Source organism: Flavobacterium stagni, assembly GCF_004122105.1.
Classification (GTDB): domain Bacteria; phylum Bacteroidota; class Bacteroidia; order Flavobacteriales; family Flavobacteriaceae; genus Flavobacterium; species Flavobacterium stagni.
The window spans coordinates 26,639-53,266 of sequence record NZ_SBKN01000001.1 but is presented as its reverse complement, the minus strand read 5'-3'; the positions used below and the strand labels follow the sequence as shown (position 1 = coordinate 53,266).

Genomic DNA, 26,628 nt, shown 5'->3' with positions numbered 1-26,628 from the left:
AAGTACCTCTTATTTCAATTAATGAATTACTTAAAAAATAAATAAAATGAAAAAGATCCCCTTACTCCTTATCCTGTTTCGATTGTTATTAGGTCCCATAGCGATTACTTTAGTTGTATGGGACATCTCTCATGTTCGACCAATTTTGTTGGTTCTTTTAAGTCTCGGATTTATAAGTGATATTTTAGATGGTATAATCGCTCGCAAAACAGGTGTCGCATCTGCCAAATTACGCCGCATGGACAGTCAAACTGATATGGTATTTTGGGTTTGCATTGGCGTTTGTGCTTGGTTATTAAATCCAGAATTAATCGCCGAAAATCGACTGGCTGTGTTCACCGTTTTGGCAATGGAAGCACTAACTTATGTGTATAGTTTTCTCAAATTTGGTCGTGAAACGTGTACTCATGCGTTTTTATCCAAACTTTGGGGAATAACATTATTGGTAGTTTTTGTCTCCTTAATTGGCTTTGCCCATGCAGGTGTTCCGTTTGCCTTGGCTATAATTTTCGGCGTGATTAGCCATTTGGATGTATACCTCATTATTTTGATACTACCGAAATGGACTCATGATGTTCCGAGCGCTTATCATGCTTATTTAATTCGAAAAGGCATTCCTTTTAAAAAGCATTCCCTTTTGAATTAATCCAATCGATCCTTGTAATTTTTGAATGAACTGTTCATCACCAACAACACGATTCCGACTCCGAGTAACACCAATGCGCGTATCAAAAAGTCGGTATTCGAAAGGTCAAAAAACATTAACCGTACTATACACAAACCCACTACAGAAAGAGAGACATATCGGTAGTATTTTTCTTTTAAGGTAATGCTCAAAACCAATAAGCCCAATGCTTCCAACACCCATAAAAAGGTCATTGCCCTTTTGTTGTTTCAGAAAACCATAAACCAAATGGACAAAAAGTTAAAAACGATAACTTCCATAAGTTGGTGATAAGAACTCAAATATAGCGAATTTCCTATTGAGTCTTTCGGTTTCTGATTTGGGCGCTCCCCCGTTGGTTTTTCCAAGTTCAAATGGTCTTAATGTGTAAACCCAACTGGGGCGGGTCATCCGCTATATCCGCACTCCCTAACGTACGTGCGGGATACCGCTGCTACCCCTAGCGCAAAGCTGCTTCATTCATGTAAGTTGTTTTTGATATGTAAAGGCAATAATTCCAATTTAGAATACCTAACCTATTAGACAAAAAAATCCCCAATTCAACCGAATTGGGGATGCTTATTATTAAATCAATACTGATTAACCTTCTTGATTTTGGTTGTTTTCACCTTTATTGTGAAACGGTTTGCGGGGTCAATTGGTAGCGCTAATCAGGCTCATTAGAATTACTTCCTAAACTAGCTATTGATGCTATATGGAAAATCAAATTTTTAAATTTAACTAAGGCTTTCATTACACTATTATACCTTACTCTGATGAAAGATAGCTTTTATAGTACTGAAAGGTGGACTAATTTAAGACATTAGCATTCATAATATATTTAAATAACTACATGGTTTGCTATGTGAAAAGAGTATCAAAGTATTTTTTTTAATTTTTTTCGAAATAAAGATTAAGTTTTCATTCGGTAATTTAGGGGAACTTTTTATGACTTCACGAAGGACCCGCTATTAATTGTAAAAATAAATGAGTTCTTCAGTAAAAGTACCGCTATTGTTGTTGTTTACTTGAGTTCTTGTGCGATTAGTAATATAATTTGAGCTGTTAAAAGTAGCTTGATGAGTGGTTGTGAAATTTCCACTAGTGGTATTGGTATATTGGGGATAAAAATTACAAATGGTATTAATATTTCTTATCGTTAAATCTTTAAGCATGATATTATTCATTTCTAAAATTGAGGTCGTAAAGTTGGAGGGTTTTGGGAATGGATAAAAAGCATAAGTTAAGTTTATACTTGGGTTGTTTGTACTTTGGTAAGAAACAGGTTGTAAATTGTTGTAGACTACTGTTCTAATGTCAGGGTTGTCTTGTCCTACGGATTCTTTAAAAAATAGCCCGTTGGAATGATAGTAAAAGGTTGCAAGGTAAAAGGATGGGTTGCCTGGTTGATTTAAAAAAGTTGTATAAATCGTTACCGTTCCCTCCACATCATTATAAACATAAGTCTTGGATGATGTGCTGGGTAAAACATCTCTCTTTTCAATCAATCGACCAGAGGCATCATGAATTAAGTCTTGTTGAAAAATTAATTGATTACTATTATTAAAGGTTTTATACGATTTTGTATTGCCGTTTTCTGTAATTACATTTCGACTAATCCACTGATTTAAATGGTTAAAAGTTGTGTCGGCTATGACTTGATTGTTTGCATAATACTGAATACGTTTAGTGTTGTCTTGAGGGGTTTGCGAATAGGTTTGTAAGGTGATTTTTTTTACCAAACTCATAGTACTTTCGGTTGCCACTGAACTCGAATTTGATTCACATGATACGATAGTTGTCGTTAAAAATACACAAAGGAGTAGAACTAATTTTTTCATATACTTTACAATTTAGATGAGAGATACAACAATAATCAAGCCGAATATATAATTTTTTCTTAAAATTTTAAATAAAAAACTCCCGCTTCTAATAATTGAAACGGGAGTTCTATTCATTTGTTTGCCCTAATTAACCCTTGGGCGTATCTTGCTTATCTTCTCTTGGAGGACGTTTGTCTTCTCTTGGAGGACGTGGTAACAATTGTTTACGCGAAACTTTCTCTTTGCGCGTTTTTGGATCGATACCTAAATATTTCACTTCAAAAACATCACCCATGTTTACAACATCAGATGGTTTTTCAGTGCGTTCCCAAGCCAATTCTGATACGTGTAACAATACTTCATTTCCTGGCGCTTGAGTATATTCTACTACCGCACCGAAATCAAGCATTTTGATAACGCGAACTTCATAGGTTTCACCCAATTGTGGTTTGAAGATAATCGAATCGATTTTCGCCAATACCATATCGATACCGTCTTGATTTGTACCCAAGATTTCCACAATTCCTTGCTCGTCCACTTCGTTAATAACGATTGTCGTTTGCGAAGCTTTTTGTAATTCTTGAATTACTTTTCCGCCTGGTCCGATTAACGCTCCAATGAAGTTGCCTGGAATAGTACGTGTAATGATTTTTGGAGCATGTGCTTTCACATCCGTTCTTGGAGTAGCCAAAGTTTCAGTCAATTTGCCCAAAATGTGCATACGACCTTCACGGGCTTGATCCAAGGCTTGTTCCATGATATCATAACGTAAACCGTCAATTTTGATGTCCATTTGACAAGCGGTAATACCATCAGCAGTACCCGTCACTTTGAAGTCCATGTCACCCAAGTGATCTTCATCACCCAAGATGTCTGAAAGAACCGCAAAACGGTCACCGTCAGTAATCAATCCCATCGCAATACCTGAAACAGGTTTGATCATTTGAATACCAGCATCCATCAAAGCCAAAGTTCCTGAACAAACGGTTGCCATCGAAGAAGAACCATTCGATTCTAATACTTCAGATACCACACGAACAGTATACGGACAATCTGCGGGAATCATATTTTTCAAAGCACGTTGTGCCAAGTTTCCGTGTCCAACCTCACGACGTGACGTACCGCGTAACGGTTTCGCTTCACCCGTTGAGAAAGGAGGGAAGTTGTAATGTAAATAGAAACGCTCTTCTCCTTGTTCTGAAGGCAAATCGATCACGTTTGCTTCGCGAGAAGTTCCTAGTGTTACAGTTGCTAAAGCTTGTGTTTCACCTCGGGTAAAGATCGCTGAACCGTGTGTTTTTGGTAAGTAATCCACCTCACACCAAATCGGACGAATCTCTGTCGTTTTACGACCATCCAAACGAATTCCTAAATCAAGGATCACGTTACGAACGGCTTCTTTTTGACATTTGTATAAGTATTTGCTCACTAAATCACCGTTTTCAGCCAATTCTTCTTCGGTGAATAAAGCGACAACTTCTTCTTTTACTAAACCAAATTTCTCGCCACGCTCTTGTTTTGAAGAGGCTTCTTGAGCGATTGCGTAGTATTTGTCATAACAAGCGGCGCGAACTTTCTCGTAAACCACTTTGTCTTCTTTCTCTGCTTCGTATTCACGGTAGGCAGGACTTCCGATAGCAGCACGCATACGTTCTTGTGCTTCAATTTGCACTTTGATTGCATCATGTGCAAACTTGATCGCGTCTACCATTTCTTTCTCAGAGATCTCTTTCATCTCACCTTCCACCATACATACCGAATCCTTAGAAGCACCAATCATCATGTCGATGTCCGATAATTCTAATTGTGCACGGCTAGGATTGATTACGAGTTCGCCGTTCACACGACCCACACGTACTTCAGAAATCAAGTTGTAGAAAGGAATGTCAGATACCGCCAATGCTGCTGAAGCGGCTAAACCTGCTAAAGCATCCGGCATAACCTCTTCATCATGCGACATTAACTGAATCATGATTTGGGTTTCTGCGTGGTAATCATCCGGGAATAACGGACGTAACACACGGTCAACCAAACGCATGGTCAATACTTCTGCATCACTTGGACGCGCTTCTCTTTTGAAGAAACCACCTGGGAATCGTCCTGCAGCGGCAAATTTTTCACGGTAATCTACCGTTAATGGTAAAAAATCAATACCGGGATTAGCAGTGCGTGCAGAAACCGCTGTAGCCAATAACATAGTGTCACCCATGCGTACTACAACAGATCCATCCGCTTGTTTTGCCAATTTACCGGTTTCAATGGTGATGGTTCTTCCATCCACCAAAGTAATCGTTTCTTGGGTTACTTTTGGAATCATAAAAATTCAATTCATTTAAACATTAAGGTTAGTTGTGTTGTTGCTGTTGTTGTTAGTTGTTGTAACCCAATGAAAAACTGAAACTTTTTTCTATTTTTATTTAAAAAAAAGAGGCGCGCAGGCACCTCTTTAGTTTTGTATTATTTTCTAATACCTAATTCCTTGATGATTTCACGATATCTGTTGATATCTTTATTTTTCAAGTAATCGAGTAAGCTTCTTCGTTTACCTACCAATTTCACCAACGAACGCTCAGTGTTGAAATCGTGACGATTTTTTTTCAAGTGTTCGGTTAAGTGGTTAATTCTGAATGTGAACAAAGCAATTTGTCCTTCTGCTGAACCAGTGTTTGCAGCAGCTCCTCCGTGTTTAGCGAAGATTTGTTCTTTAACTTCTTTAGTCAAGTACATGCTAATATTTCTTTAAATAATTATTATGTAGATTGGGTCGTTCCCAATTCGGTTGCAAAGGTAAGTTTATTTTTGGATTGCACAAATAAAAACTTTCCTTTTAGAATAATTTAGCAACTTCTTGATTTACAAACTCCAAGAAGCGTTCGTCCACTTCGCTAAACGGATCCAAAACATGGCTGTCAATATCGATCTGACCAATGTTTACACCGTTTACAAACAACGGTACCACAATTTCTGATTTTACAGTAAAGCTGCAAGCGATGTAATTGTCTTGGGCCGATACATCAGGCACGACAAAGTTGGCATTGGATTCAGCGACTTGTCCACAAATCCCTTTTCCAAAGGGAATCACAGTGTGATCGGTCGGTGCGCCAACATAAGGTCCCAAATGCAAGGTTTTGGTTTCGTGATTGGCAAAATAAAAGCCAACCCAATTGTAATACGCTACGTTATTGCTTAAATACGCACACAATTCTTGTAATTTTTCATCACGGGTTTTGTTTTCCTGTTGCAAGATGGAAACCACACCCGATTGTAATCCTTCAAAACTCATATTTCAAACTATTTTTGCAAAAGTAACCAATGCGTTTTCGTATTTTTACCTAAAATTTGTTAAAAGAATAATTGACCTCATACTTCAAACAATACCGTCCATTCCTCTTTTTTTTGCTTCGATTTGCATTGACGTATGTGGTGCTTGCGTATTGTTATGCCCTTTATTTAGAGCAGTTTTCGGTTGAAAGGAAAGAAGTTGACGGTATCACTCAATGGGTTGCCGAACAATCTAAATGCGTGTTGCAACTCGTCGATTCAGAAGCCTACATAGACCCCAATCCCAAAGAGGCTGGTGTAAAATTATTCTTTCATCACCGATGGATCGCCCGAATAGTGGAAGGGTGTAATGCCATTAGTGTCATGATACTTTTTGTCAGTTTTGTCATCGCTTTTAAAGGAAAATTAAAAGCCATGGTTTGGTTTTTACCTTTCGGGATTGCGGTGATTCATATCGCCAATATCCTACGAATTGCCTTATTAGCGGTAGCGTTGTACCATTTTCCAAAGGCAGAACATCTCTTGCACGGGGTTTTATTTCCCTTATTGATTTACGGAATAGTTTTTATTTTGTGGATGATTTGGGTCAATCGTTTTTCTAAATATGCCAAAGGAACTACTCAAAAGTAAACTGCAAATTTTTATCCTCGGGATATTGCTTCTGCTTCTCATTGCTGTTCGTGCTGGGGAAACCGTATTTTTTTATGATCCGTTGACAGTTTATTTTAAAGGGGATTTTCAAAACCAACCCATTCCGCATTTGGATCATTTTAATTTTAGTCTAAACATTGCTTTTCGCTATATCATCAATTCCGTATTGTCTCTAGGCATTATTCATTTTATTTTCAAAGATCGGAGAATGAATAAATTTGCCTCTTTCTTATACACTGTATTGGGGCTTGTTTTGTTTGTCGCTTTTCTTGTTGTCTTATTCAATTTTGGAAATACACACAAAGTGGAGTTGTTTTATTTGCGCCGATTTTTGATTCAGCCCTTATTCCTCCTGCTTTTTGTACCTGCATTTTATTATCAAAAGCGGATTAAACACCCAAAATAGTTTGTTTAACAGCAATTTATAAAAATTTCCATTTTTTGTTTTTACCTTTGCCTCATGCGATTTCAAAAGTTGTTTAGCGGTACTATTGCCCTATTAATTTTGGTAGCCCAAATGGGTATTGCCTTGCATGTGCATTATTGTGCCGGGGAAGTCGCGTCTGTTGAAACCGTAGTAGGCAGTACTGAATTCTTCAAAGATGTAGAACAAAGTTGTTGTGGGAAATCAGAAGTAAAGCCCAAAAAAATGAGTTGTTGTGACGACAAGCAACTGACCTTCAAAGACACTTCTGCCAAAGTTTTAGTAAAAAATATAGCCCCCGATTTTCACTTTGTAAAATTTGAAATTCCGGGATATCATTTTCAAACAGTACTAGCTACGCCATCCATTTCTTCGCAAGTTTTGGCGTATTATTGTGATGCCCACGGGCCTCCGCTATACCAACTCTATTCCCAATTTGTTTTTTACGCCTGATTTAGTTTTCGACCTTATGCTTTAATTGTCGAATTCTAAATTATTATTCATGAAAAAAATAACGTTAGTCACGACGTTGTTGTTTTCTACATTTATTTTTTCACAACAAAAGTTGGATGAAGTAAAAGTGAAAAACAACAATCGCGGACTACAAAAATCATTAAGTACTACTGTTAATACGACAACCGTGTCGTCCAAAGAATTGCTCAAAGCGGCTTGTTGCAATCTCGCCGAAAGCTTTGAAACCAATCCGTCCATCGATGTCAATTTTTCTGATGCGTTGACGGGAACCAAGCAGATCAAAATGCTCGGACTCACAAGTCCCTATTTACTCATAGCTGAAGAGAATATTCCGATGGTGCGTGGCGCTTCACAAGTCTATGGCTTGTCCTTTGTGCCCGGAACTTGGGTAGAAAGTATTCAAATTACCAAAGGTGCAGGGAGTGTGGTAAATGGCTACGAAAGTATTTCTGGCCAAATCAATACGGAATTAATTAAACCACTTAAAGACATTCCGTTTTTCTTGAATGCTTATGGTGATTCGGGAAATCGGTATGAGTTAAATACCCATTTTAATCGGAAATTAGGCAAACATTGGGCCTCGAGTTTGTTCATTCATGGCAATACCCGAGTGGGTAAAAACGACATGAACAACGACGGGTTTTTGGATAATCCACTCGGTAAGCAAATAAATGTGACCAATCGTTGGCAATACACCAATGCTGAAAAAGGCTGGGTTTCTTTTTTTAATGTCAAATATTTAAATGATCGTAAACAATCCGGTCAAGTGGATTTTGACCCCAATAAACATCGAGGGACAACCACTTTTTGGGGTTCTGAGATCAATACGGAGCGATTGGATTTTTCGTCGAAAACAGGCTATGTTTTTAAGGGAATGCCCTACCAAAGTATGGGATGGCAAAATGCGTTTTCGTACCACAATCAGGAATCATATTTTGGATTACGCACCTACCATATCAAACAACAAAGTGCCTATTCCAATTTTATCTTTAATTCGATTATTCAAAATACGCGGAATAAATTTTCAACCGGACTCAATTATACGTTGGATCGCTACACCGAATGGGTGAATGCAACCGATTTCAGTCGGATCGATAATTCAATCGGAACCTTTTTTGAATATACTTTCGACAATGGAAAAACCTTCAGTTATATCATCGGAGGTCGTGTCGATTACCATAATCGCTTGGGCATTTTTATGACGCCAAGATTGCATGTGCGCTACAATCCGTGGGATTTGGGTGTGTTTCGATTTTCTATAGGTCGAGGCAAACGCGCTGCGAATATTTTTGCTGAAAACCAACAGTATTTTGGAAGTTCCCGTCAATTTGTTATTCAAAATAGCGGTGGGAAATTGTACGGTTTAGATCCTGAAATTGCGTGGAATTATGGAGTAAGTTTTACCCAGAAATTCCGATTATTCAATAAAAATTCAGAAGTTACTTTGGATGTTTATCGCACAGATTTTCAAAACCAAGTTGTCGTTGATGTCATGCAAAATGCCCAACAAGTGTTGTTCTATAATTTGCAAGGACGTTCCTACGCCAATAGTGTACAGTTGGATTTCAATATCGAACCCATTCACCGATTGAACATTCGTAATTCGTATAAGTATTATGATTTGGCAACCGACTTCCAATCGGGTCGTTTTCAGCGTCCATTGCAAGCACGACATCGGTTTTTTAGTAACGTTGCCTACGAAACAGCAACCACAGATAAAAACCGTTTGTGGAAAATGGATGTGACTTACAATTGGTTGGGAGCTCAGCAATTGCCCAATACGCAAAACAATCCCATAAGTGAACAGTTGGGCGCAAAATCTCCGGCGTTTTCGTTAGTTAATGCACAAATTACCCGCGTATTTTCACCCACTTTTGAAATGTATTTAGGAGGCGAAAATGTGTTGAATTACCGTCAACAACGCGCTGTTTTAGGCACCGATAATCCCTTTGGTAATTATTTCGATGCCACCATCGTATATGCTCCAGTGTTTGGTCGAATGCTGTATGCCGGACTCCGTTATAAAATCAAATAATTAAAATTAATTCAAATGAAAACAATAGTAATTCTTTTAGTAACCCTTTTCAGTGTGGGAATCCAAGCACAAGAAAAGAAAAATAAAAATGCGACCTACACTTTTGAGGTGAATGGTAATTGTGAAACCTGTAAACAGCGTATAGAAAAAGCGGCGTATAGTGTAAAAGGCGTCAAATCCGCGGTTTGGAATATCGAAACACATCAGTTGGATGTTATCATTAATGAAGAAAAAACAGATGTTACGGCTGTGAAAAAAGCGATTGTAGCCGTGGGACATGATGTAGGTGATATGAAAGCAGACGATGCAGTATATGATAAATTACATCACTGTTGCAAGTATGAACGCTAATAATAGACGAATCCCGAAATTGTTTTCGGGATTTTTTTTGTAAAAATTTCTTTAAAAAAGAGTTGGCGTGTTGAAATTCCAATAACTTTGTTCCCGATTATGAGCAAATTGACAAAAAGATACCGTGTTTCCTTTTGGAACCGAAACTTTGTTTCGGCACTTTTTCTATTGTCGATTTTATTCTCGCAGCTCAATTTTAATTATTCGGTTTCCAATTCCAAATTCCTTCAAAAGCAAGAGAATTCCTTAAAAAAGTTAGGGGTTAATGCTTCGGTATATAAAGGAAGTGTTTTGACCGAAAATGATGATCAATCTGATTTTGAAGAAGCAGAAAGTGATGATGTTTTAGATTGTTGTGATTTTGGTATCCAAGAACGCATCTTTCATTTTTTCAAATCTTCCTCCGATTATCTTCAAACGACAACAGAATCAACGGTCACTTCACCCCAACCGTTGTATATTCTTTTCTGTAAACTTAAAATACACTTAGTATAAAGAAAGTTTAAACGTTTTATGCTCCCACCCCGGGCTTACGAATTGATTCGCGGTCTTTCCGCTTTAAAGTCAATCGTTTAACTTTTATTTATACATCATGAAACATACCGCACATGGTTTTGAAGAATCACATGTTCTTCATCACCTCAAGCACTATTTACCGGCGCAAAATCCGCTGAAGGATTTCGTGCATCACAATACCTTGCATGCGTTTCAGGATCGCAATTTTCATAAAGCTTTGCATGAAGCGGCTACGATTTTTGGATACCATACCTATTTGTCGTTAGCCGACTTCCGTTCGCGATTTGCCAAAGGGGAAATTCGACCCGATATTCTACAGCGTGTAATACAAAAACACAAAGGCGAAGCCGCAGTAGAAGCTTGGACTTCAAAAATGCTGCATGCGGCCTACGATGAATCTTCTTTTTCTCGCATTGGCGCTTTACGTTCCAATTGGCGTAAAGAATATACCGTCAATTTGGAAAAAATGACCTATGGTTTGCTTTTCAAATTGGTGTGCAGTTACCTCGATCAAGGCGTTTCGATTAACCCATTTCCGTTAGAAGCCGCCGGACTTTTAGACGGACTCATAGCGTTGGAACGCAATAGTTCTGTCAGTATATTCAACGCGCCTCGAGCTCGAAAATTACTTTTCAAAAAAGCATCCATTACCGAGTTACTCCATATTGTCGTGGGTGATGAACGTTATTACGAACAATATTTGTTTGACCAACAGTTTGGACATCCTGGTTGGAGCGGTATGGTCGCTACCATTGAAGAAAATCCAGCTTCATTGTTGGATAAAAAATCCATTACCTTAGCCGAGTTTATTCAATTGGAATTGTTGCTTGAAATTGATGCATTGGATTCCAAGTTCGATGAAATCTGGGCGCCTTTATCGTTTAAAATTAAACAATCGCCTTTTGATTTATTTGAAGTTGTCAAGGAAGACGAGCGATTTGAAGTCTATCAACTTTGGCAAGAAGCTTTTGAATGGTCTTTGTACGATCAAGTATTGGCCGGAATTAAGTTAGTTGCACCCGAACCCAAAAATGAAAATCCAACGTTCCAAGGTTTGTTTTGTATGGACGATCGCGAATGTTCGTTCCGACGTCATATTGAACATTTGGATAAAAATGCTGTGACTTTTGGTACGGCGGCCTTCTTTAATTTCGAGTTCTTTTACCAACCCGTAAACGGGAAGTTTTTTACCAAGCTGTGTCCCGCTCCCGTTACGCCAAAGTATTTGATTAAAGAAATGGACCGCAAGAAAAAGCAGGCGGTGGATTTAACCTATCACAAAGGTTCGCACAATTTGTTTTTTGGCTGGATAATTTCGCAAACACTCGGATTTAGTGCCGCTTTGAAGTTGTTCTTGAATATTTTCAATCCAAAAATGACTCCGGCAACCAGTGCCTCGTTCAAACATTTGCATAAAAAATCACAACTCCATATTGAAAATAAAAATTTGGAGGATCAAGTGGATGGTTTGCAAGTGGGATTCACCGTAGAAGAAATGGCCAATCGTCTTGAAGGACTTTTAAAAAGTATCGGATTAGTCGATCATTTTGCGCCAATAGTATATGTTGTAGGTCATGGTGCTACCAGTGTTAACAATACGCATTATGCGGGTTACGACTGTGGTGCATGTAGCGGTCGTCCGAGTTCGGTGAATGCCAAAGTAGCTTGTTTTGCTGCCAATCACCCTAAAGTGCGAGAAGAGTTGAAAAAACGTGGAATTCATATTCCTTTCACCACACAATTCTTGCCGGCTTTGCACGATACTACGCGCGATGAGATTACATTTTATGACGAAGAAACCTTGACAGAGCACAATCGTCATTTGCACGAGCACAACGAACTTACTTTTTTACGAGCGCTAGAAACCAATGCCATTGAACGTTCCCGCCGTTTTGATTTGATTGATTCAAAAGCGAATCCCAAAACGATTCATGAAAAAATCAAACGCCGTTCGGTATCGCTTTTTGAACCGCGTCCCGAATTGAACCATGCCACGAATGCTATGGCTATTGTGGGCCGCCGAACGTTATCCAAACAATTGTTTTTGGACCGTCGTTCGTTTTTAAATTCCTACGATTATGAAGTGGATCCATCGGGTGATTATTTAGCCGGAATTCTCGGAGCTGTGGCGCCTGTTGCCGGTGGGATTAATTTGGAATATTATTTTTCTCGAGTCGACAACCACAAGTTAGGTGCCGGAACTAAACTTCCCCACAATGTCATGGGATTGATTGGTGTGGCCAATGGAATCGACGGCGATTTACGTCCGGGATTACCGAGTCAGATGATTGAAGTGCACGATCCCGTACGCATTTTAATTGTGGTCGAACATTTTCCTGAGATTGCGAAATATGCGATAACCAAAAATCAGGCGACCTATGAATGGTTCAAGAATCAATGGGTGAAGTTGGTTGTGGTACACCCAGAAACGCACGATATTTTTCATTTTGATAACGAGCAATTTGAATTGTATCAGCCCTTAACTCCCCAATTGGAAGTCATTCAAGATGAAATGCCAAAAGTGGTGGAGACCCTTGAGAATTTACCAGTTTATATCATGAATTAATACAGAAGGTTATGAATGAGTTATTGCAATATTTTATTCTGCTTCCTTTTGTAGGTTTCGTTGTAAGTCTTGTCTTGCCGGAACGTCATGAAGCAGTAATTTCCAAATGGGCTTTTGGAACGGTAGTTCTACAATTGGTAGGGTTAACAACATTTATCGTAGTGTGGTTGTTGAAGGGATTTTCTCCTTTAAACCTGAATGAAATCACGTTGTTGAAAACGGCGAATTACGAGTTTTTTGTTGATTTTTATTTTGATAAAGTAACGGCTGTTTATTTGTTTATCGGTACGTTACTCACGGGAATGATTACCACTTATAGTCGGTATTATTTGCACCGAGAAAAAGGATATAAACGTTTTTTCAATACGGTTTTGTTTTTCTTTTTTGGCTATAATTTGGCGATTTTGTCTGGAAATTTTGAAACCCTTTTTATTGGCTGGGAAATCATCGGAATTTCGTCCTTTTTATTAATTGGATTTTATCGTGAGCGCTATTTGCCGGTGCGCAATGCCTTCAAAGTGTATTCGGTTTACCGCATTGGCGATGTGGGATTGATATTGGCGATGTGGGCGAGCCATCATTTATTTCATGAAAATATTACATTTATGAAATTGGCGAATGCCGACTTGGTGAGCGAACATTTGCAAAGTCACACCTTCATCGGGGCATTTATCGCCTTGTGTTTGGCTTGTGCAGCTGCCGCAAAATCGGCGCAAGTACCCTTTTCCACTTGGTTGCCCAGAGCAATGGAAGGTCCGACGCCTTCCAGTGCAATTTTCTACGGCTCTTTGTCCGTTCACTTGGGTGTTTTCTTGATGTTGCGCACTTTTCCTTTTTGGGAACACCAAACTTCGATGCGAATTGCCATTGGTTTGATGGGATTGGTAACAAGTATTGCCGCTTCTGTGATGGCGAATGTGCAATCGACAGTGAAGAGTCAGGTGGCGTACAGTTCCATTTCCCAAATCGGATTAATTTTTATTGAAATTGCTTTAGGATGGGATACCTTGGCCTTGATTCACTTTGCTGGAAATGCTTTTTTAAGAACTTATCAGTTATTGGTTTCACCTTCTGTAGTGAGTTATTTAATTCGGGAGCAATTTTATACGTTCCAACCCAAAGACACCACTCACAAAGGATGGATTCCTCAAAAATGGAACAATTCCCTCTATGTTTTAGGGATTAAAGAGTTCAACCTTGAAGGATTTCTAAGCGTGTTTTTATGGCACCCACTAAAGAAAATCGGGAAGGTGTTGGATTTCCTAAACCTTAATCGGGTATACCTAGTTTTTCTTCCTGTGTATGGATTAGGACTGATCAGCTTTTTCTACCGGGACCAATTACCGTATCAAATTATGGGGAATTTGCCTGAGGTATTTGGGTTGTTCGGACTCATATTCGTATTCAAAGCATTTTCAGAAAGAAAAAGTCCGTTTGTGGCCTGGACCTTAGTGGTGCTCAATCATTTTTGGATTGCCTTGGCCATTGCTTTCAATGAAAAAGTAGATTGGTCCGAAATTGCGGTGTACTTATCAGGTGTTGTAGTTGCCGGATTGGTGGGCTATTGGGCGTTATTGAAGTTGAAAAAAATGGAAAAACGCATTTTGATTAGTCAATACCTCGGCCACGTTTATGAACATCCGAAGTTTGCCTTTTTCTTTTTATTGGCCACTTTAGGGATCACCGGATTTCCCATTACAACCACTTTCATTGGAGAAGACTTAATCTTTAGTCACGTGGAAAGTCATCAATACATACTTGCGTTTTTAATCTCCTCAAGTTTTATCGTTTCAGGGATTGCAGGGATTCGTTTGTATGCCCGACTTTTCCTTGGTCCCCACGTGAAAACCTATCATGAATTACCCTATAAATCATCTTAAATATAAATATCATGTCACAATATAAAAACATCCCTGCCGACGGATTAGCCGGCTTAAAAGAATATTTCAAAACCGATGCGATTTCCGGTTTTATCGTTTTCCTATTAGCATTACCTCTAAGTTTAGGGATTGCTAAAGCATCTGAATTTCCTCCTTTAATGGGGTTGATTACTGCTATTATTGGTGGTTTAGTCGTGAGTTTTTTAATGGGTTCCCGTTTAACCATCAAAGGTCCGGCGGCCGGATTGATTGTAATTGTTGCGGGTGCTGTAGCTGAATTTGGAGGCGGTGAACAAGGATGGCATTTGGCGCTTGGAGCCATAGTCGTTGCGGGTGTGATTCAAATTCTATTCGGACTTCTAAAATTCGGGAAATTAGTTGACTTCTTCCCATTGTCAGCCATTCACGGTATGTTGGCCGCTATCGGTTTAATTATTATCGCCAAACAAATTCCCGTATTGTTGGATGTCGATCCTGCAATGACAAAAGGAGTAGGTCCCTTAGGTTTGTTTGCTAAAATCCCCGAGTTTTTTACGCATTTAGATCCCAAAGCAACGGGAATTGGTGTGATTAGTTTGGCGATTATGTTGGGTTGGCCTTATCTTAAAAATAAATACATCAAAATGATTCCGGCTCCTCTTATGGTCTTGTTTGTGGCGATTCCAGCCGAATTGATGATGGATTTTCAAACGACAGAGCCGACTTACGCTTTGGTGCATATTGGAAATCTTTTGGATAATGTAAAAGTGAATGTGGATTTTGGCGGAATGGCGCAAACGGGTCTTTTCATCAAATACGTAATCATGTTTGCTTTAGTGGGAACTTTAGAATCGTTGTTAACCGTAAAAGCAATTGATTTAATGGATCCGTTCAAACGTAAATCCAATGCCAACAAAGATTTAATTGCAGTAGGAGTAGGGAATACCATCGCGGGAATTTTTGGGGGTTTACCCATGATTTCAGAGGTAGCGCGTTCATCTGCGAATGTGGCTAATGGCGCTAAAACACGTTGGGCTAACTTTTATCATGGTTTCTTCATTTTGGCCTTTGTACTTTTAGCATCCCATTTAATTGAATTGATACCCAATACAGCTTTGGCAGCCATGTTAATTACGGTAGGGATTCGCTTGGCACATCCCAAAGAATTCATGCATACGTTCCATATTGGTAAAGAACAATTGTCGATTTTCTTAATCACCATTTTCTTCACCTTATACGAAGATTTATTGGTTGGGATTGCAGCAGGTATCTTGTTGAAAATGATAGTTCACATGATTAATGGAACGCCGTTGTCTTCCTTTTTTAAAGCGCCAACAGTGGTGTCATTTGAAGGCGATGAATATTTAGTAGAAATTAATAAAGCAGCGGTATTTACCAATTTCTTGGGAATCAAACGCAAATTGGAAGAAATTCCAACAGGGTTTAATGTGACCATTGATTTGAAAAAAACCAAAATGGTCGATCACTCGGTCATGGAAAGTTTGGAACATTTCAAACACGATTATGAAGCGGTTGATGGCGGAAAAGTTAAGATAATTGGTTTAGAATCCCATCAGCCATTGTCGGAACATAAATTAGCTGCTCGTAAAAAAATAGCTTAACATGAAAAAATGTTTATTTGGGGTTATAAGTTTACTGTTACTTATGACTAATAATCTGATTTTTGCACAAGATTATTGGAAAAATCATCAATTAAACTTGAACGAGTCAGGAAGTAATTACATAAAATTAACAGGTCTTGTTCAAGGTTGGGTAAGGAATATGGAATATAATCCTGGCTCTACGATATATGGATATAGCAAGAACTCAGGAACAGATTTAGGTATTCGACGCTATCGATTAATACTGACTTCACAAGTCACAGATCGCGTGTTTTTTTACAGCCAATTTGGAGAAAATAATTTTAACAACATAGCCGATCGGAAACAGGGGTTTTTTGTACACGATGCATTTGCTGATTATGCAATTGACAAAACTAAACTTCAAATAGGTACTGGTTTGTCGGGATGGAGTGGGTTATCTCGTTTTTCTGCGGCTTCAGTAACCTCGATAATGGGGTTGGATTCACCTATTTTTTTGCAATCTACAAATGATGTAAATGATCAGTTTTTGCGAAAATTGTCGGTATTTGTTAAAGGGAAATTGGGTAAAGTTGATTATCGTTTTGAATGGGCACAACCCATGGCAATTCAAAAAAGCCCTTCTTACAATGCAGCTACAGCTTTAACAACTACAACAGCATTTTCTGCGGAGCCTCCCAAAATTCAATGGAATGGCTATGTTCAATACCAATTTTTGGATCAAGAAAGTAACTTGACTCCCTATACTACAGGTACTTATTTAGGAAAGAAAAAAGTCTTTAATGTTGGTGCAGGTTTTATATTTCAAAAAGATGCAATGTGGCATTTAACCGATGCTGCAGATCCCAACTCAATTGAAAGGGAAGACATGTCACATTTTGCAATAGATGTGTTTTATGATGCGCCAATAGGGGCAAAAGGAGCTGCAGTTTCATGTTATGGAACTTTGGTAAGCTATAACTTTGGTCAAAATTACATCCGAAATTCTGCAATAATGAATCCTACCAACGGTACAACGAATACCAATTTATTAAATGGATCGGGCAATGGTTTCCCGATGTTTGGAACAGGTACGGTTTTGTATGCGCAAATTGGTTATAAATTCAAAGACAATTTAATGGGTAAAACGACATTGATGCCCTATGCATCCGTGCAACATGCCAATTATGACCGATTGCATGACGCCATGAATTATTATGATGTGGGTGTGAATTGGTTGTTGGCCGGTCACAATTCGAAATTGACTTTTTCGTACCAAAATCGGCCGTTATATACAGCTAACAGTGACCTGACCGATCACATGGGCGCTTTAGTAGCCCAATATCAGGTGTTTTTAAATTAGAAAGAGTGTGTTAGTTTTGAGGCCGGTGACTTCCTGTTTGGTTACCGGTCTCTTTTTTTTAATGTGAAAAATTTAAGACGTCCTTTCGAAAATATTGCCTATTTTCACCAACTGAAATATTGACTACATGAATCATTTTGACTGGAAGCAACTCTTCAATCCCGAGTTTTATATTTTACTTCAAGTAGGCGGAATAAAAATCGGTTTATATGTAGTGTTGTTTATCGTCTTTGCTGAAACAGGTTTGTTAGCCGGTTTCTTTTTGCCCGGAGATAGTTTGCTTTTTCTTTGCGGGATTTATAGCGAATTACTCATGAAAGATTTTGCAACGGGGAGTGATTTTCTCGATGTGACTTTCTTGGCCTTATTAATTGCATTAATGGCTATTTTCGGAAATATGTTTGGGTATTGGTTTGGAAAAAAAAGCGGATCATACCTTTACAAAAGAGAAGATAGTTTGTTCTTTAAAAAGAAATACTTGTACCAATCCAAAGATTTTTTCGATAAGTACGGAAGTAGAGCCGTCGTTTTTGCACGTTTCCTGCCGATTGTACGCACCTTCGCACCCGTCATTGCGGGTATTGTAGAAATGGATCGTAAAAAATTCATGTTTTACAATATACTAGGTTCGGTTGTATGGGCAATCGTCATGATTTTTGCCGGACATTATTTGTACGAACTTTTTAAGATTAAATTCAATATCGATTTAAAGCATTATATCGAATACATTGTCATCGGAATTGTGATGGTCACTACAGTTCCCGTTTTGATAAAAATTCTTCGCAAACGCAAATAAAAAAATCCGACTTGAAAGAGTCGGATTTTCTTTTTTTATCAGTTGATGAATTACATCATTCCGGGCATTCCGCCGCCCATAGGCATTGCTGGAGCCGATTCTTCTTTAATTTCTACTAATGCACATTCTGTAGTTAAAATCATACCTGCTACAGAAGCAGCATTTTCTAAAGCTACACGGGTTACTTTTTTCGGGTCAATAATACCCGCTTTCAGCATGTCCACATACTCATCGGTTTTGGCATTATAACCGAAATCACCTTTGCCTTCTGCGACTTTTGCAACCACTACAGAACCTTCTAATCCTGCATTTTCAACAATGGTACGCAACGGTGCTTCAACCGCACGCGATACAATTTGAATACCCGTTGCTTCGTCTGCATTGTCAGGTTTTAGGTTGGCTAAAGCAGCTTTAGCGCGTAACAAAGCTACACCACCACCCGCAACGATTCCTTCTTCAACTGCAGCACGAGTTGCGTGTAAGGCATCGTCTACACGGTCTTTTTTCTCTTTCATTTCCACTTCAGAAGCAGCACCAACATACAATACCGCAACACCACCAGCTAATTTCGCCAAACGTTCTTGCAATTTTTCACGATCGTAATCGGAAGTAGTGGTTTCAATTTGCGCTTTGATTTGGTTCACACGATTTTTAATCATGTCCGCATTTCCTGCACCGTTTACTAATGTTGTATTGTCTTTATCGATAGTAACTTTTTCAGCAGTACCCAACATTTCTAAAGTAGCATTTTCTAAGGTGAATCCGCTTTCTTCAGCAATCACTGTTCCGCCCGTTAAAATAGCAATATCTTCCAACATTGCTTTTCTACGGTCACCAAAACCAGGAGCTTTAACAGCTGCAATTTTCAAAGCGCCACGTAATTTGTTTACAACCAAAGTCGACAAAGCTTCACCGTCTACATCTTCTGCAATAATCAATAAAGGTTTGCCTGATTGCGCTACCGGCTCAAGGATTGGTAATAATTCTTTTAAAGAAGAAACTTTTTTATCGTATAACAAAATGTAAGGACGGTCCAAGTCTACTTCCATTTTTTCTGCATTGGTTACAAAATAAGGTGATAAATAACCGCGGTCAAATTGCATACCTTCAACAACATCCACATAAGTATCGGTTCCTTTCGCTTCTTCTACAGTGATTACTCCTTCTTTTCCAACTTTTGAAAAAGCGGTTGCAATTAAATCGCCAATTACATCGTCATTGTTCGCAGAAATCGAAGCTACTTGTTTGATTTTTTCAGAAGAGCTTCCTACTTCTTGCGATTGTTTACCTAGATCCGCCACAATGCTTTCTACGGCTTTATCAATACCGCGTTTTAAATCCATCGGATTTGCACCTGCGGCTACGTTTTTCAAACCTTCTTTTACGATAGCTTGTGCCAATACGGTAGCAGTAGTGGTACCATCACCGGCTAAATCATTGGTTTTTGAAGCGACTTCTTTCACCATTTGCGCGCCCATATTTTCAAGAGCGTCTTTCAATTCTACTTCTTTTGCAACAGAAACACCATCTTTGGTTACTGTTGGACCTCCGAAAGATTTCGAAATGATTACGTTACGGCCTTTCGGACCTAAAGTTACTTTTACTGCATTTGCCAAAGCGTCTACACCACGTTTTAAGCCGTCACGTGCTTCAATGTCAAATTTGATATCTTTTGCCATAGTTTTTAAAATTTGTTTGTTGAATTCAGTTAAACCTTACATTAAATAATCGCTAAGATGTCATCTTCACGCATGATCAAATAATCTTTGCCTTCATATTTGAGTTCGGTTCCGGCGTATTTTCCATACAACACCGTATCACCAACTTTCACTGTCATTGGGTGGTCTTGTTTACCATTTCCCACAGCAACAACAGTTCCTCGTTGTGGTTTTTCTTTTGCAGTATCTGGAATAATGATTCCTGCAGCAGTAGTAGTTTCTGCAGCTGCAGGCTCTACCAAAACACGGTCAGATAAGGGTTTAATGTTTAAAGCCATAATGAATTTATTTTTTAAAAGTTAATTTTAAGTTTGACCTCCCTATTTCAGAAATTGTGCCAAGGGAAAAAAGGCTGTCAATTTTTCAGTTGAACTGACAGTTAATTATGGGGTAAAAAAAAAGTCCCAATCGGGACTCTTATTATTTTTTCTCCGGAGTGGCCGGTGTTTGCGTTGGAGTAGCAGTTTTATCGTCTGCTTTTTTCTCTGTCGCTTCGGCTTCGGTTGTAGGTTTCGACTGGCTAGCATCGATAATTTTGTCATTATCACCCGCAGCTCCAGAGAAGCTTAAGCTGGATAACAATACTAAAAGAATCAAAGCTCCTCCTAAAACCCAAGTACTTTTATCTAAGAAATCAGTTGTTTTCTGAACGCCTCCTAATTGTTGTGTACCACCGCCAATAGATGAAGATAATCCTCCACCTTTAGGGTTTTGTACCATAATTACGATAATCAATAGAAAACATACGATCGTAATCAAAACCAAAAAGATTGTAAATGTGCTCATTACTTATTAATTATTATTTTGTTGTATTAATTTAATTTCTTCAATTCGGTCTGCAAAGAAACTACTTTTTTCTGGATATTTCAAAATTAAAATTTCATAGGCTTGAATTGCCCGCTGGTATTTTTTTTGTTCCAAATACACCTTGGCCAGCGTTTCTGTCATTAAGTAGCTTTTATCTTCATTTTCAGCAAGTTTAGCTGAAGGGAGACTGTCTTTTGAGACTGCAGGAATCTTAGGATTCGTTTCGATAAACTTATCAATCAAGTCCAATTTCTTTTTCCGTTCGTCCGTTTCGGGAGTCTGAATTGGCGTTGGTGGCGACATTTCTTTCCGTTCAATCGGTTTTAAACGCGATAGTTGTAGCCATTCTTGGAAACTATGTTTTTCCGACGGGTTGAATTCCAGTGGTTTTCCAATTCCTAACTTTTCTTCCGGTGATACAGCAATTTCCTTTTCCGTTTCACCCGATTGTTTAATTGAGGTGCGTAAAGATTGCTCAATCGTATTTAGGGGTTGTTCAGGCATGGAAATCGGCTCGACAATTTCCAAATCGATGACATCCATATTTAACAATTCGGCCACTTTTCGATCATAAAGGGTATTGTCAACCGTGACAAAATGATCTCCCGTTATAAAATCAAAGAGCACACTACGGTCAGTAGTATAGGCCGCGGCTACTTTCAAAGCATTATTGTAGCGAAAACTATCTTGATTGTACAAATGTTTCAACCGCAACACCCGCGCACTTTGGAAATAAGGAAAACTTTCCAAAATTGCCTCCATTTCTTGGAATTGACGCTCGTTAATCGCGTAAGGTTTGTTGATTAAATAGGTGTAGTCGGTTGTATTCATTTTACCACTTGGCTAGCGATTCATTAATGATGTCTTGCGTGATACGGGTAAAGATAAAGTCCACTACTTCGGTCAATTTACTTCCTGTAAGTTGGGCATCACCTTCGTAATCTTGGTAAAATGAAAAACGTTTTTCAAAATTTTCCTCTTCTTTTTTGGCGTTGGAAAATTTGACTAAAACGGATATGGTGAGACGGTTTTGGGATGCCGTATAATTTGCTGTTGCGGTCATGGGCGAAATGCGGTAATCCACAATTTCTCCCTCATACACTAAATCTGCATTGGAATTCGTGAGTCCGAGACTCGTCTGATTCTGAATGGCCTCTTGTAATTTGTTGGTAAATGTACGCTCAATTCCAGGTTCGACAATCGCAGCCGTATTTTGAAAATACTTGACTTGAACGGTTTTTGCGTCGGTTTGAATGCCTGTAAAACTATAACTCCCACAGCCATAAAAGCTGAGCGATAGTAGAAGGAAAAGGACGATTTTAACTGCTTTCATTGTCAAATTATAAGTCAGCTAAAATAGTTGATTTTTTGAAAAAAAACGATTAATTCGCGTAATAATACTCTTGGTACGATGTTAAATTTCCAGGGTTGTTATTTACAAATTCTTCCCCAATGAACAACATGGCTCTTTCGCTTGGAATGGCCCCGTATTCATAACGCAACGCCGCTGGATTACCGTTTTGGCTAGCTTCAGGAACAGAAATAGAAGTAAATCCGTTGGCAAGGAAATCAGGTTCCATGAATGATTTGATAAGTGCAACAGGAGCAATCATAGCTCCTAAATTGGTTTTATAAGTAGCGCTTGTATTGTAGGTGTAATTTTTAGTGAAATTTGAAGAAGTAGACGTGCGTGCAAACGACATTAAATTCCCTGCCGTATATAGCATTTGGTAATTTGTGGTTGCAGTACCGTTGGTTTCTTTTACAAATGTTGCCATGCGATCTGCATTTAAGGTCACTTCACGCGTAATGCCATTGTTTGTATAGCTATAGTAGCCTGTGTTTGCATTAAATGTGATGTCTGTGGTGTTGATTTTTGAAACAATACCTGCTGCGTTGTAGGTGAAATTGTAAGTTGCCGTTACAGCACCGTTGGTGTATTTTGACCAACTCACCACTTGGTTTTTATCGTTATAGGTATACGATTCGATGCGTTGTCCCGCGTTATTCAAACATTCGTACAACTGACCCGTTGCAGAAAAATTCCATGTTTGTTCGTTAGCGGTATTTTTAAAAACGATTACTTTTTCAAGTTGAGGAGTTGGTTCTTGCGTGATTGGAGTTTCATCATTAGAACACGATACAAAGCTTATTGCAAGCGCAAAAAGTAACATTAGATTTTTCATTTAAGATAGATTTGGACTTCGAAAATAGAAAGTGATTTCGATTCCCACTAATTTACAGGTCAAACTGCTTAATTTTTCGATAAAGTGTGCGTTCTGAGATGCCTAACTCGTCTGCAGCGGCTTTTCGTTTGCCTTTATTGCGCTCCAAAGCCTTCTTAATTAGTTCGATTTCTTTTTGTTCCAAGCGCAAAACTTCCTCTTCTTCAACGGTTTCGGCAAACAAGTAGTTTTGCTCCGTATCGTCGTCATGAAATTCTTCTTGCTGGGGTTCCACATGCGGTTGGTAAACCGCTACCGCTGGTTCAGCAGCAAAAACCGTATTGTCTTCCGGTTTGCCGTATATTTTTTGAATCAAACTCGGATTAATGTCTTGCACATTTTTCCCGTTTTTCATCAACTCTAACGTAAGTTTTTTCAAATCATTTAAGTCGCTTTTCATGTCAAAAAGTACTTTGTAAAGAATGTCTCTTTCTGTAGAGAAATCACTTTCTGATTTACTTTTTGAAACTACACTTGGTAAATTCCGATTGTCTAAAGGTAGGTAAGAGGCTAACGTAGAAGCACTGATGTCGCGTTTGGTTTCCAAAACCGAAATTTGTTCGGCGGCATTGCGCAACTGACGAATGTTTCCGCTCCAACGGTAATTCACCAAATAGCGAACCGCATCGTCTTCCAATTTGATGGGCGGCATTTTGTATTTGTGGGCAAAATCAGAAGCAAATTTTCGGAACAATAAATGAATGTCATCGGTACGTTCACGTAAAGGCGGCAGTCCAATTTCGACCGTACTCAATCGATAGTACAAATCTTCACGAAATTTTCCTTTTTCAATCGCTTCATGCATGTTGACATTGGTCGCAGCCACGATGCGAACATTCGTTTTTTGAACTTTTGACGACCCCACTTTGATAAATTCACCGTTTTCTAATACACGCAGCAATCGAACCTGCGTCGTTAACGGGAGTTCGCCCACTTCATCCAAGAAAATAGTTCCGCCATCTGCCACTTCAAAATATCCTTCACGCGTATTGGTAGCTCCGGTAAACGAACCCTTTTCGTGTCCAAACAATTCACTGTCGATGGTACCTTCTGGGATAGCTCCACAGTTTACGGCGATATATTTCCCGTGTTTGCGATGGGAGAGGGAATGGATGATTTTTGGAATACTTTCTTTTCCTACACCACTTTCACCAACAACCAAAACAGAAATGTCGGTTGGCGCCACTTGAATTGCTTTTTCTAAGGCACGGTTCAGTTTCGGATCATTTCCGATAATTTCAAAACGCTGTTTTATACTTTGAACACTTTCCATACTTCAGTGGATTAGAGCAATTTCTTTTTAATGGGTAACCCTTGAATCAATTGACGAATGGCAATGATGTCTTCCGGTTGTAATTTGTTTTTAAAAATGGGTAACGCGGCATTGCGTTGGACGTAAATAAACAACCAACTTTTGGTTTCTTTGACTTTATGAATTTCAGACCATTGGCGGTAGACATGAAAAGAATCTCCTTTTTGGTCAATCCCTTTCTCATCAAAAGTCAAATGCTGTATTTCTCTGTTTTTCGGATTTTCTGTGAGATTGCGTTTCACACTCCACATGGTATATCCATAGATGATTAACCAAATAAAAACTAAGATCAAGCCATGAAATGCCGATTCCCAGTATTCATTGGTTTTATAATAAATCGCTGAAAAAACGCTCAGGCCAATCATTCCAAAAACAAAGACCAACAACACCTTTACCAAGGGTTTGTTGAACAGCATATACCGCGTAGCGGCTGCCATTTCTTTGAGTTCGGGTTGATAACTAAAGCGAATTTCCATAGTTAGGATTGCATTTTTTCTGAATAGCCAACTGCTTCACCAATCAAGGTAGCCGAAGTACAATCGGTTACTTTAACCATCACAAAATCGCCGGGTTTGTAATTTTCTTTGGGGAAAACCACTACGGTGTTTTGCGAGTTTCTTCCACTCCAATGGGCATCGGAACGTTTCGATTCTTTTTCAATTAAAACTTCGACTTCTTGACCCACAAAACGGCGGGTGCGTTCCCAACCTAATTTTTGTTGGAGCGCGATGATTTCGTTCAAACGGCGTTTCTTTACTTCTTCAGGCACATCATCTTCCATTTTACGTGCGGCCAATGTTCCCGGACGTTCCGAATAAGCAAACATGAATCCGAAGTCGTATTTAGCGTGTTCCATGAGCGAAAGCGTATCTTGATGATCTTCCTCTGTTTCGGTTGGGAAACCAGAAATCATGTCTTGCGACAATGAAATTTCGGGGATGATTTCATAGATTCTATCGACTAGGGACATATATTCCTCGCGTGTATGTTGGCGATTCATGGCTTCCAATATGCGTGTACTTCCACTTTGCACAGGAAGGTGAATGTATTTGCAAATATTATGGTGTTTCGCCATAGTTTCAATCACCTCAATATGCATGTCTTGCGGATTGGAGGTGGAAAAGCGAAAACGCATTTTTGGAAATTGTGTCGCGCACATGTCCAAGAGTTGGGCAAAATCTACAGCCGTTGCTTTTTGCATTTCGGTCGCTTTGACAAAGTCTTTTTTCAAGCCACCGCCATACCATAAATAACTGTCCACATTTTGACCCAATAAAGTCACTTCTTTGAACCCTTTGTTCCATAAATCCTGAATTTCTTCAAGGATACTTTGGGGCTCCCGACTGCGTTCGCGTCCACGCGTAAAAGGAACTACACAGAAAGTACACATGTTGTCACAACCGCGCGTGATCGATACAAAAGCATTCACACCATTGCTATTCAAGCGCACAGGCGCAATATCGCCATAGGTTTCTTCTTTGGACAAAATCACATTGATGGCATCGCGACCGTCTTCCACTTCTTTTAATAAGTTCGGAATATCTTTGTAGGCATCGGGACCTACCACCATGTCTACGATTTTTTCTTCATCCAAGAATTTTTCTTTCAAACGTTCAGCCATACAACCCAAAACGCCCACTTTCATGGAAGGATTGATTTTTTTTACTGCATTGTATTGTTCCAAACGTTTGCGAACGGTCTGCTCGGCTTTGTCGCGAATGGAACAGGTATTCACCAATACCAAGTCAGCTTCTTCCAGATTCTGAGTTGTATTGTACCCTTCATTCGCCAAAATTGAAGCTACAATCTCACTGTCAGAGAAATTCATCTGACAGCCGTAGCTTTCAATAAACATTTTTTTAGTGTTGCCTTTTCGTTCATCCAGAATCATGCTCTGACCTTGGATGCTTTCATTAATTTCTTTTTCCATCAATGTAGTGCCGTTCAATTGCGTGAAACGGACTGCAAAGATAATACTAAAATCAAAATTTATGACAAGATGGCAGTGTTAAACTCGATTTAATATTTGATTGTATATATATAATAGGTGTGACACATTTGGAAATCTTTTTGAATAAAAATCTAGTTTCGGTTTTTTTAACCGTCTGAATTCTATAGTTGAAAAAGGAATGTTTAGCCTTGAATAATAATTTTTTCAACCATAAAAATGCTGTTTTTCAAG

At 38.9% G+C, this 26,628-nt stretch carries 26 protein-coding genes; 12 read left to right on the top strand and 14 right to left on the bottom strand.

Annotated features, from left to right (window positions below):
• The first annotated feature begins 46 nt into the window (after nt 1-46).
• Nucleotides 47-646, top strand: a complete 600-nt coding sequence (locus EQG61_RS00265; protein ID WP_129459875.1) for a CDP-alcohol phosphatidyltransferase family protein — start codon at nt 47-49, stop codon at nt 644-646.
• On the opposite strand, the gene EQG61_RS00260 is transcribed toward EQG61_RS00265, so the two are convergent.
• The 5 genes from EQG61_RS00260 to EQG61_RS00240 all read right to left on the bottom strand — a co-directional run bounded on the left by EQG61_RS00260 (nt 643) and on the right by EQG61_RS00240 (nt 5,770).
• On the bottom strand, nt 643-879 hold the full coding sequence (locus EQG61_RS00260; RefSeq protein ID WP_129459874.1) for a DUF2339 domain-containing protein: 237 nt from the start codon (nt 877-879) through the stop codon (nt 643-645). The two genes, EQG61_RS00265 and EQG61_RS00260, sit on opposite strands and share 4 nt — an antisense overlap.
• Before the next feature lie 756 nt (nt 880-1,635).
• Nucleotides 1,636-2,505, bottom strand: a complete 870-nt coding sequence (locus EQG61_RS00255; RefSeq protein ID WP_129459873.1) for a hypothetical protein — start codon at nt 2,503-2,505, stop codon at nt 1,636-1,638.
• A 130-nt stretch (nt 2,506-2,635) separates the two neighbouring features.
• Nucleotides 2,636-4,804 carry a polyribonucleotide nucleotidyltransferase gene (locus EQG61_RS00250; RefSeq protein ID WP_129459872.1) on the bottom strand — a complete coding sequence of 723 codons (2,169 nt, stop codon included), beginning with the start codon at nt 4,802-4,804 and terminating at the stop codon, nt 2,636-2,638.
• Nucleotides 4,805-4,944: 140 nt separating this feature from the next.
• The gene (gene rpsO, locus EQG61_RS00245) at nt 4,945-5,214 is read right to left on the bottom strand and encodes a 30S ribosomal protein S15 (RefSeq protein WP_073363115.1); all 270 of its coding nucleotides are present in this window, start codon (nt 5,212-5,214) and stop codon (nt 4,945-4,947) included.
• A 100-nt stretch (nt 5,215-5,314) separates the two neighbouring features.
• Nucleotides 5,315-5,770 carry a GAF domain-containing protein gene (locus EQG61_RS00240; RefSeq protein WP_129459871.1) on the bottom strand — a complete coding sequence of 152 codons (456 nt, stop codon included), beginning with the start codon at nt 5,768-5,770 and terminating at the stop codon, nt 5,315-5,317.
• Between the two features lie 71 nt (nt 5,771-5,841).
• Between EQG61_RS00240 and xrtF the strand changes: the two genes are divergently transcribed.
• The 11 genes from xrtF to EQG61_RS00185 all read left to right on the top strand — a co-directional run bounded on the left by xrtF (nt 5,842) and on the right by EQG61_RS00185 (nt 18,384).
• Nucleotides 5,842-6,399 carry an exosortase family protein XrtF gene (gene xrtF, locus EQG61_RS00235; RefSeq protein ID WP_129459870.1) on the top strand — a complete coding sequence of 186 codons (558 nt, stop codon included), beginning with the start codon at nt 5,842-5,844 and terminating at the stop codon, nt 6,397-6,399.
• Complete coding sequence (locus EQG61_RS00230; RefSeq protein ID WP_129459869.1) at nt 6,374-6,826, top strand: exosortase F system-associated membrane protein; 453 nt, start codon at nt 6,374-6,376, stop codon at nt 6,824-6,826. The genes xrtF and EQG61_RS00230 overlap by 26 nt, the downstream gene beginning before the upstream one ends.
• A gap of 54 nt (nt 6,827-6,880) precedes the next feature.
• On the top strand, nt 6,881-7,297 hold the full coding sequence (locus tag EQG61_RS00225) for an HYC_CC_PP family protein (RefSeq protein WP_129459868.1): 417 nt from the start codon (nt 6,881-6,883) through the stop codon (nt 7,295-7,297).
• 49 nt (nt 7,298-7,346) lie between these two features.
• Nucleotides 7,347-9,353, top strand: coding sequence for a TonB-dependent receptor plug domain-containing protein (locus EQG61_RS00220; RefSeq protein ID WP_129459867.1), 2,007 nt, complete (start codon nt 7,347-7,349; stop codon nt 9,351-9,353).
• 15 nt (nt 9,354-9,368) lie between these two features.
• Complete coding sequence (locus tag EQG61_RS00215) at nt 9,369-9,704, top strand: heavy-metal-associated domain-containing protein (RefSeq protein WP_129459866.1); 336 nt, start codon at nt 9,369-9,371, stop codon at nt 9,702-9,704.
• A 99-nt stretch (nt 9,705-9,803) separates the two neighbouring features.
• Nucleotides 9,804-10,199, top strand: a complete 396-nt coding sequence (locus tag EQG61_RS00210) for a hypothetical protein (protein WP_129459865.1) — start codon at nt 9,804-9,806, stop codon at nt 10,197-10,199.
• 97 nt (nt 10,200-10,296) lie between these two features.
• On the top strand, nt 10,297-12,786 hold the full coding sequence (locus EQG61_RS00205; RefSeq protein ID WP_129459864.1) for a YbcC family protein: 2,490 nt from the start codon (nt 10,297-10,299) through the stop codon (nt 12,784-12,786).
• Nucleotides 12,787-12,797: 11 nt separating this feature from the next.
• Nucleotides 12,798-14,666 carry a proton-conducting transporter transmembrane domain-containing protein gene (locus EQG61_RS00200; protein ID WP_129459863.1) on the top strand — a complete coding sequence of 623 codons (1,869 nt, stop codon included), beginning with the start codon at nt 12,798-12,800 and terminating at the stop codon, nt 14,664-14,666.
• 11 nt (nt 14,667-14,677) lie between these two features.
• Nucleotides 14,678-16,267, top strand: a complete 1,590-nt coding sequence (locus tag EQG61_RS00195; RefSeq protein WP_129459862.1) for a SulP family inorganic anion transporter — start codon at nt 14,678-14,680, stop codon at nt 16,265-16,267.
• A 1-nt stretch (nt 16,268) separates the two neighbouring features.
• Nucleotides 16,269-17,588: a hypothetical protein gene (locus tag EQG61_RS00190; RefSeq protein ID WP_129459861.1), complete on the top strand. Its 1,320-nt coding sequence runs from the start codon at nt 16,269-16,271 to the stop codon at nt 17,586-17,588.
• Between the two features lie 127 nt (nt 17,589-17,715).
• The gene (locus EQG61_RS00185) at nt 17,716-18,384 is read left to right on the top strand and encodes a DedA family protein (protein ID WP_129459860.1); all 669 of its coding nucleotides are present in this window, start codon (nt 17,716-17,718) and stop codon (nt 18,382-18,384) included.
• A gap of 50 nt (nt 18,385-18,434) precedes the next feature.
• Here the strand turns inward: EQG61_RS00185 and groL are convergent, their stop codons facing one another.
• From groL to miaB, 9 genes are all read right to left on the bottom strand, one after another.
• Nucleotides 18,435-20,063: a chaperonin GroEL gene (gene groL / locus EQG61_RS00180; protein ID WP_129459859.1), complete on the bottom strand. Its 1,629-nt coding sequence runs from the start codon at nt 20,061-20,063 to the stop codon at nt 18,435-18,437.
• A gap of 41 nt (nt 20,064-20,104) precedes the next feature.
• Nucleotides 20,105-20,380, bottom strand: a complete 276-nt coding sequence (locus EQG61_RS00175) for a co-chaperone GroES (RefSeq protein ID WP_129459858.1) — start codon at nt 20,378-20,380, stop codon at nt 20,105-20,107.
• A gap of 142 nt (nt 20,381-20,522) precedes the next feature.
• Complete coding sequence (gene secG / locus EQG61_RS00170) at nt 20,523-20,888, bottom strand: preprotein translocase subunit SecG (RefSeq protein WP_129459857.1); 366 nt, start codon at nt 20,886-20,888, stop codon at nt 20,523-20,525.
• Nucleotides 20,889-20,894: 6 nt separating this feature from the next.
• Nucleotides 20,895-21,740, bottom strand: a complete 846-nt coding sequence (locus EQG61_RS00165; RefSeq protein ID WP_129459856.1) for a tetratricopeptide repeat protein — start codon at nt 21,738-21,740, stop codon at nt 20,895-20,897.
• A gap of 1 nt (nt 21,741) precedes the next feature.
• Nucleotides 21,742-22,242 (bottom strand): LptE family protein, encoded by a 501-nt coding sequence (locus EQG61_RS00160; protein WP_129459855.1) that lies wholly within the window; start codon nt 22,240-22,242, stop codon nt 21,742-21,744.
• 49 nt (nt 22,243-22,291) lie between these two features.
• On the bottom strand, nt 22,292-23,095 hold the full coding sequence (locus EQG61_RS00155; protein WP_129459854.1) for a hypothetical protein: 804 nt from the start codon (nt 23,093-23,095) through the stop codon (nt 22,292-22,294).
• 52 nt (nt 23,096-23,147) lie between these two features.
• Entirely contained in the window at nt 23,148-24,407 is a 1,260-nt protein-coding gene (locus EQG61_RS00150; protein ID WP_129459853.1) for a sigma-54 interaction domain-containing protein, read from the bottom strand.
• Nucleotides 24,408-24,418: 11 nt separating this feature from the next.
• Nucleotides 24,419-24,922, bottom strand: a complete 504-nt coding sequence (locus tag EQG61_RS00145) for a YcxB family protein (RefSeq protein WP_129459852.1) — start codon at nt 24,920-24,922, stop codon at nt 24,419-24,421.
• A 2-nt stretch (nt 24,923-24,924) separates the two neighbouring features.
• Entirely contained in the window at nt 24,925-26,376 is a 1,452-nt protein-coding gene (miaB, locus tag EQG61_RS00140; protein WP_129459851.1) for a tRNA (N6-isopentenyl adenosine(37)-C2)-methylthiotransferase MiaB, read from the bottom strand.
• Nucleotides 26,377-26,628: the final 252 nt, after the last annotated feature.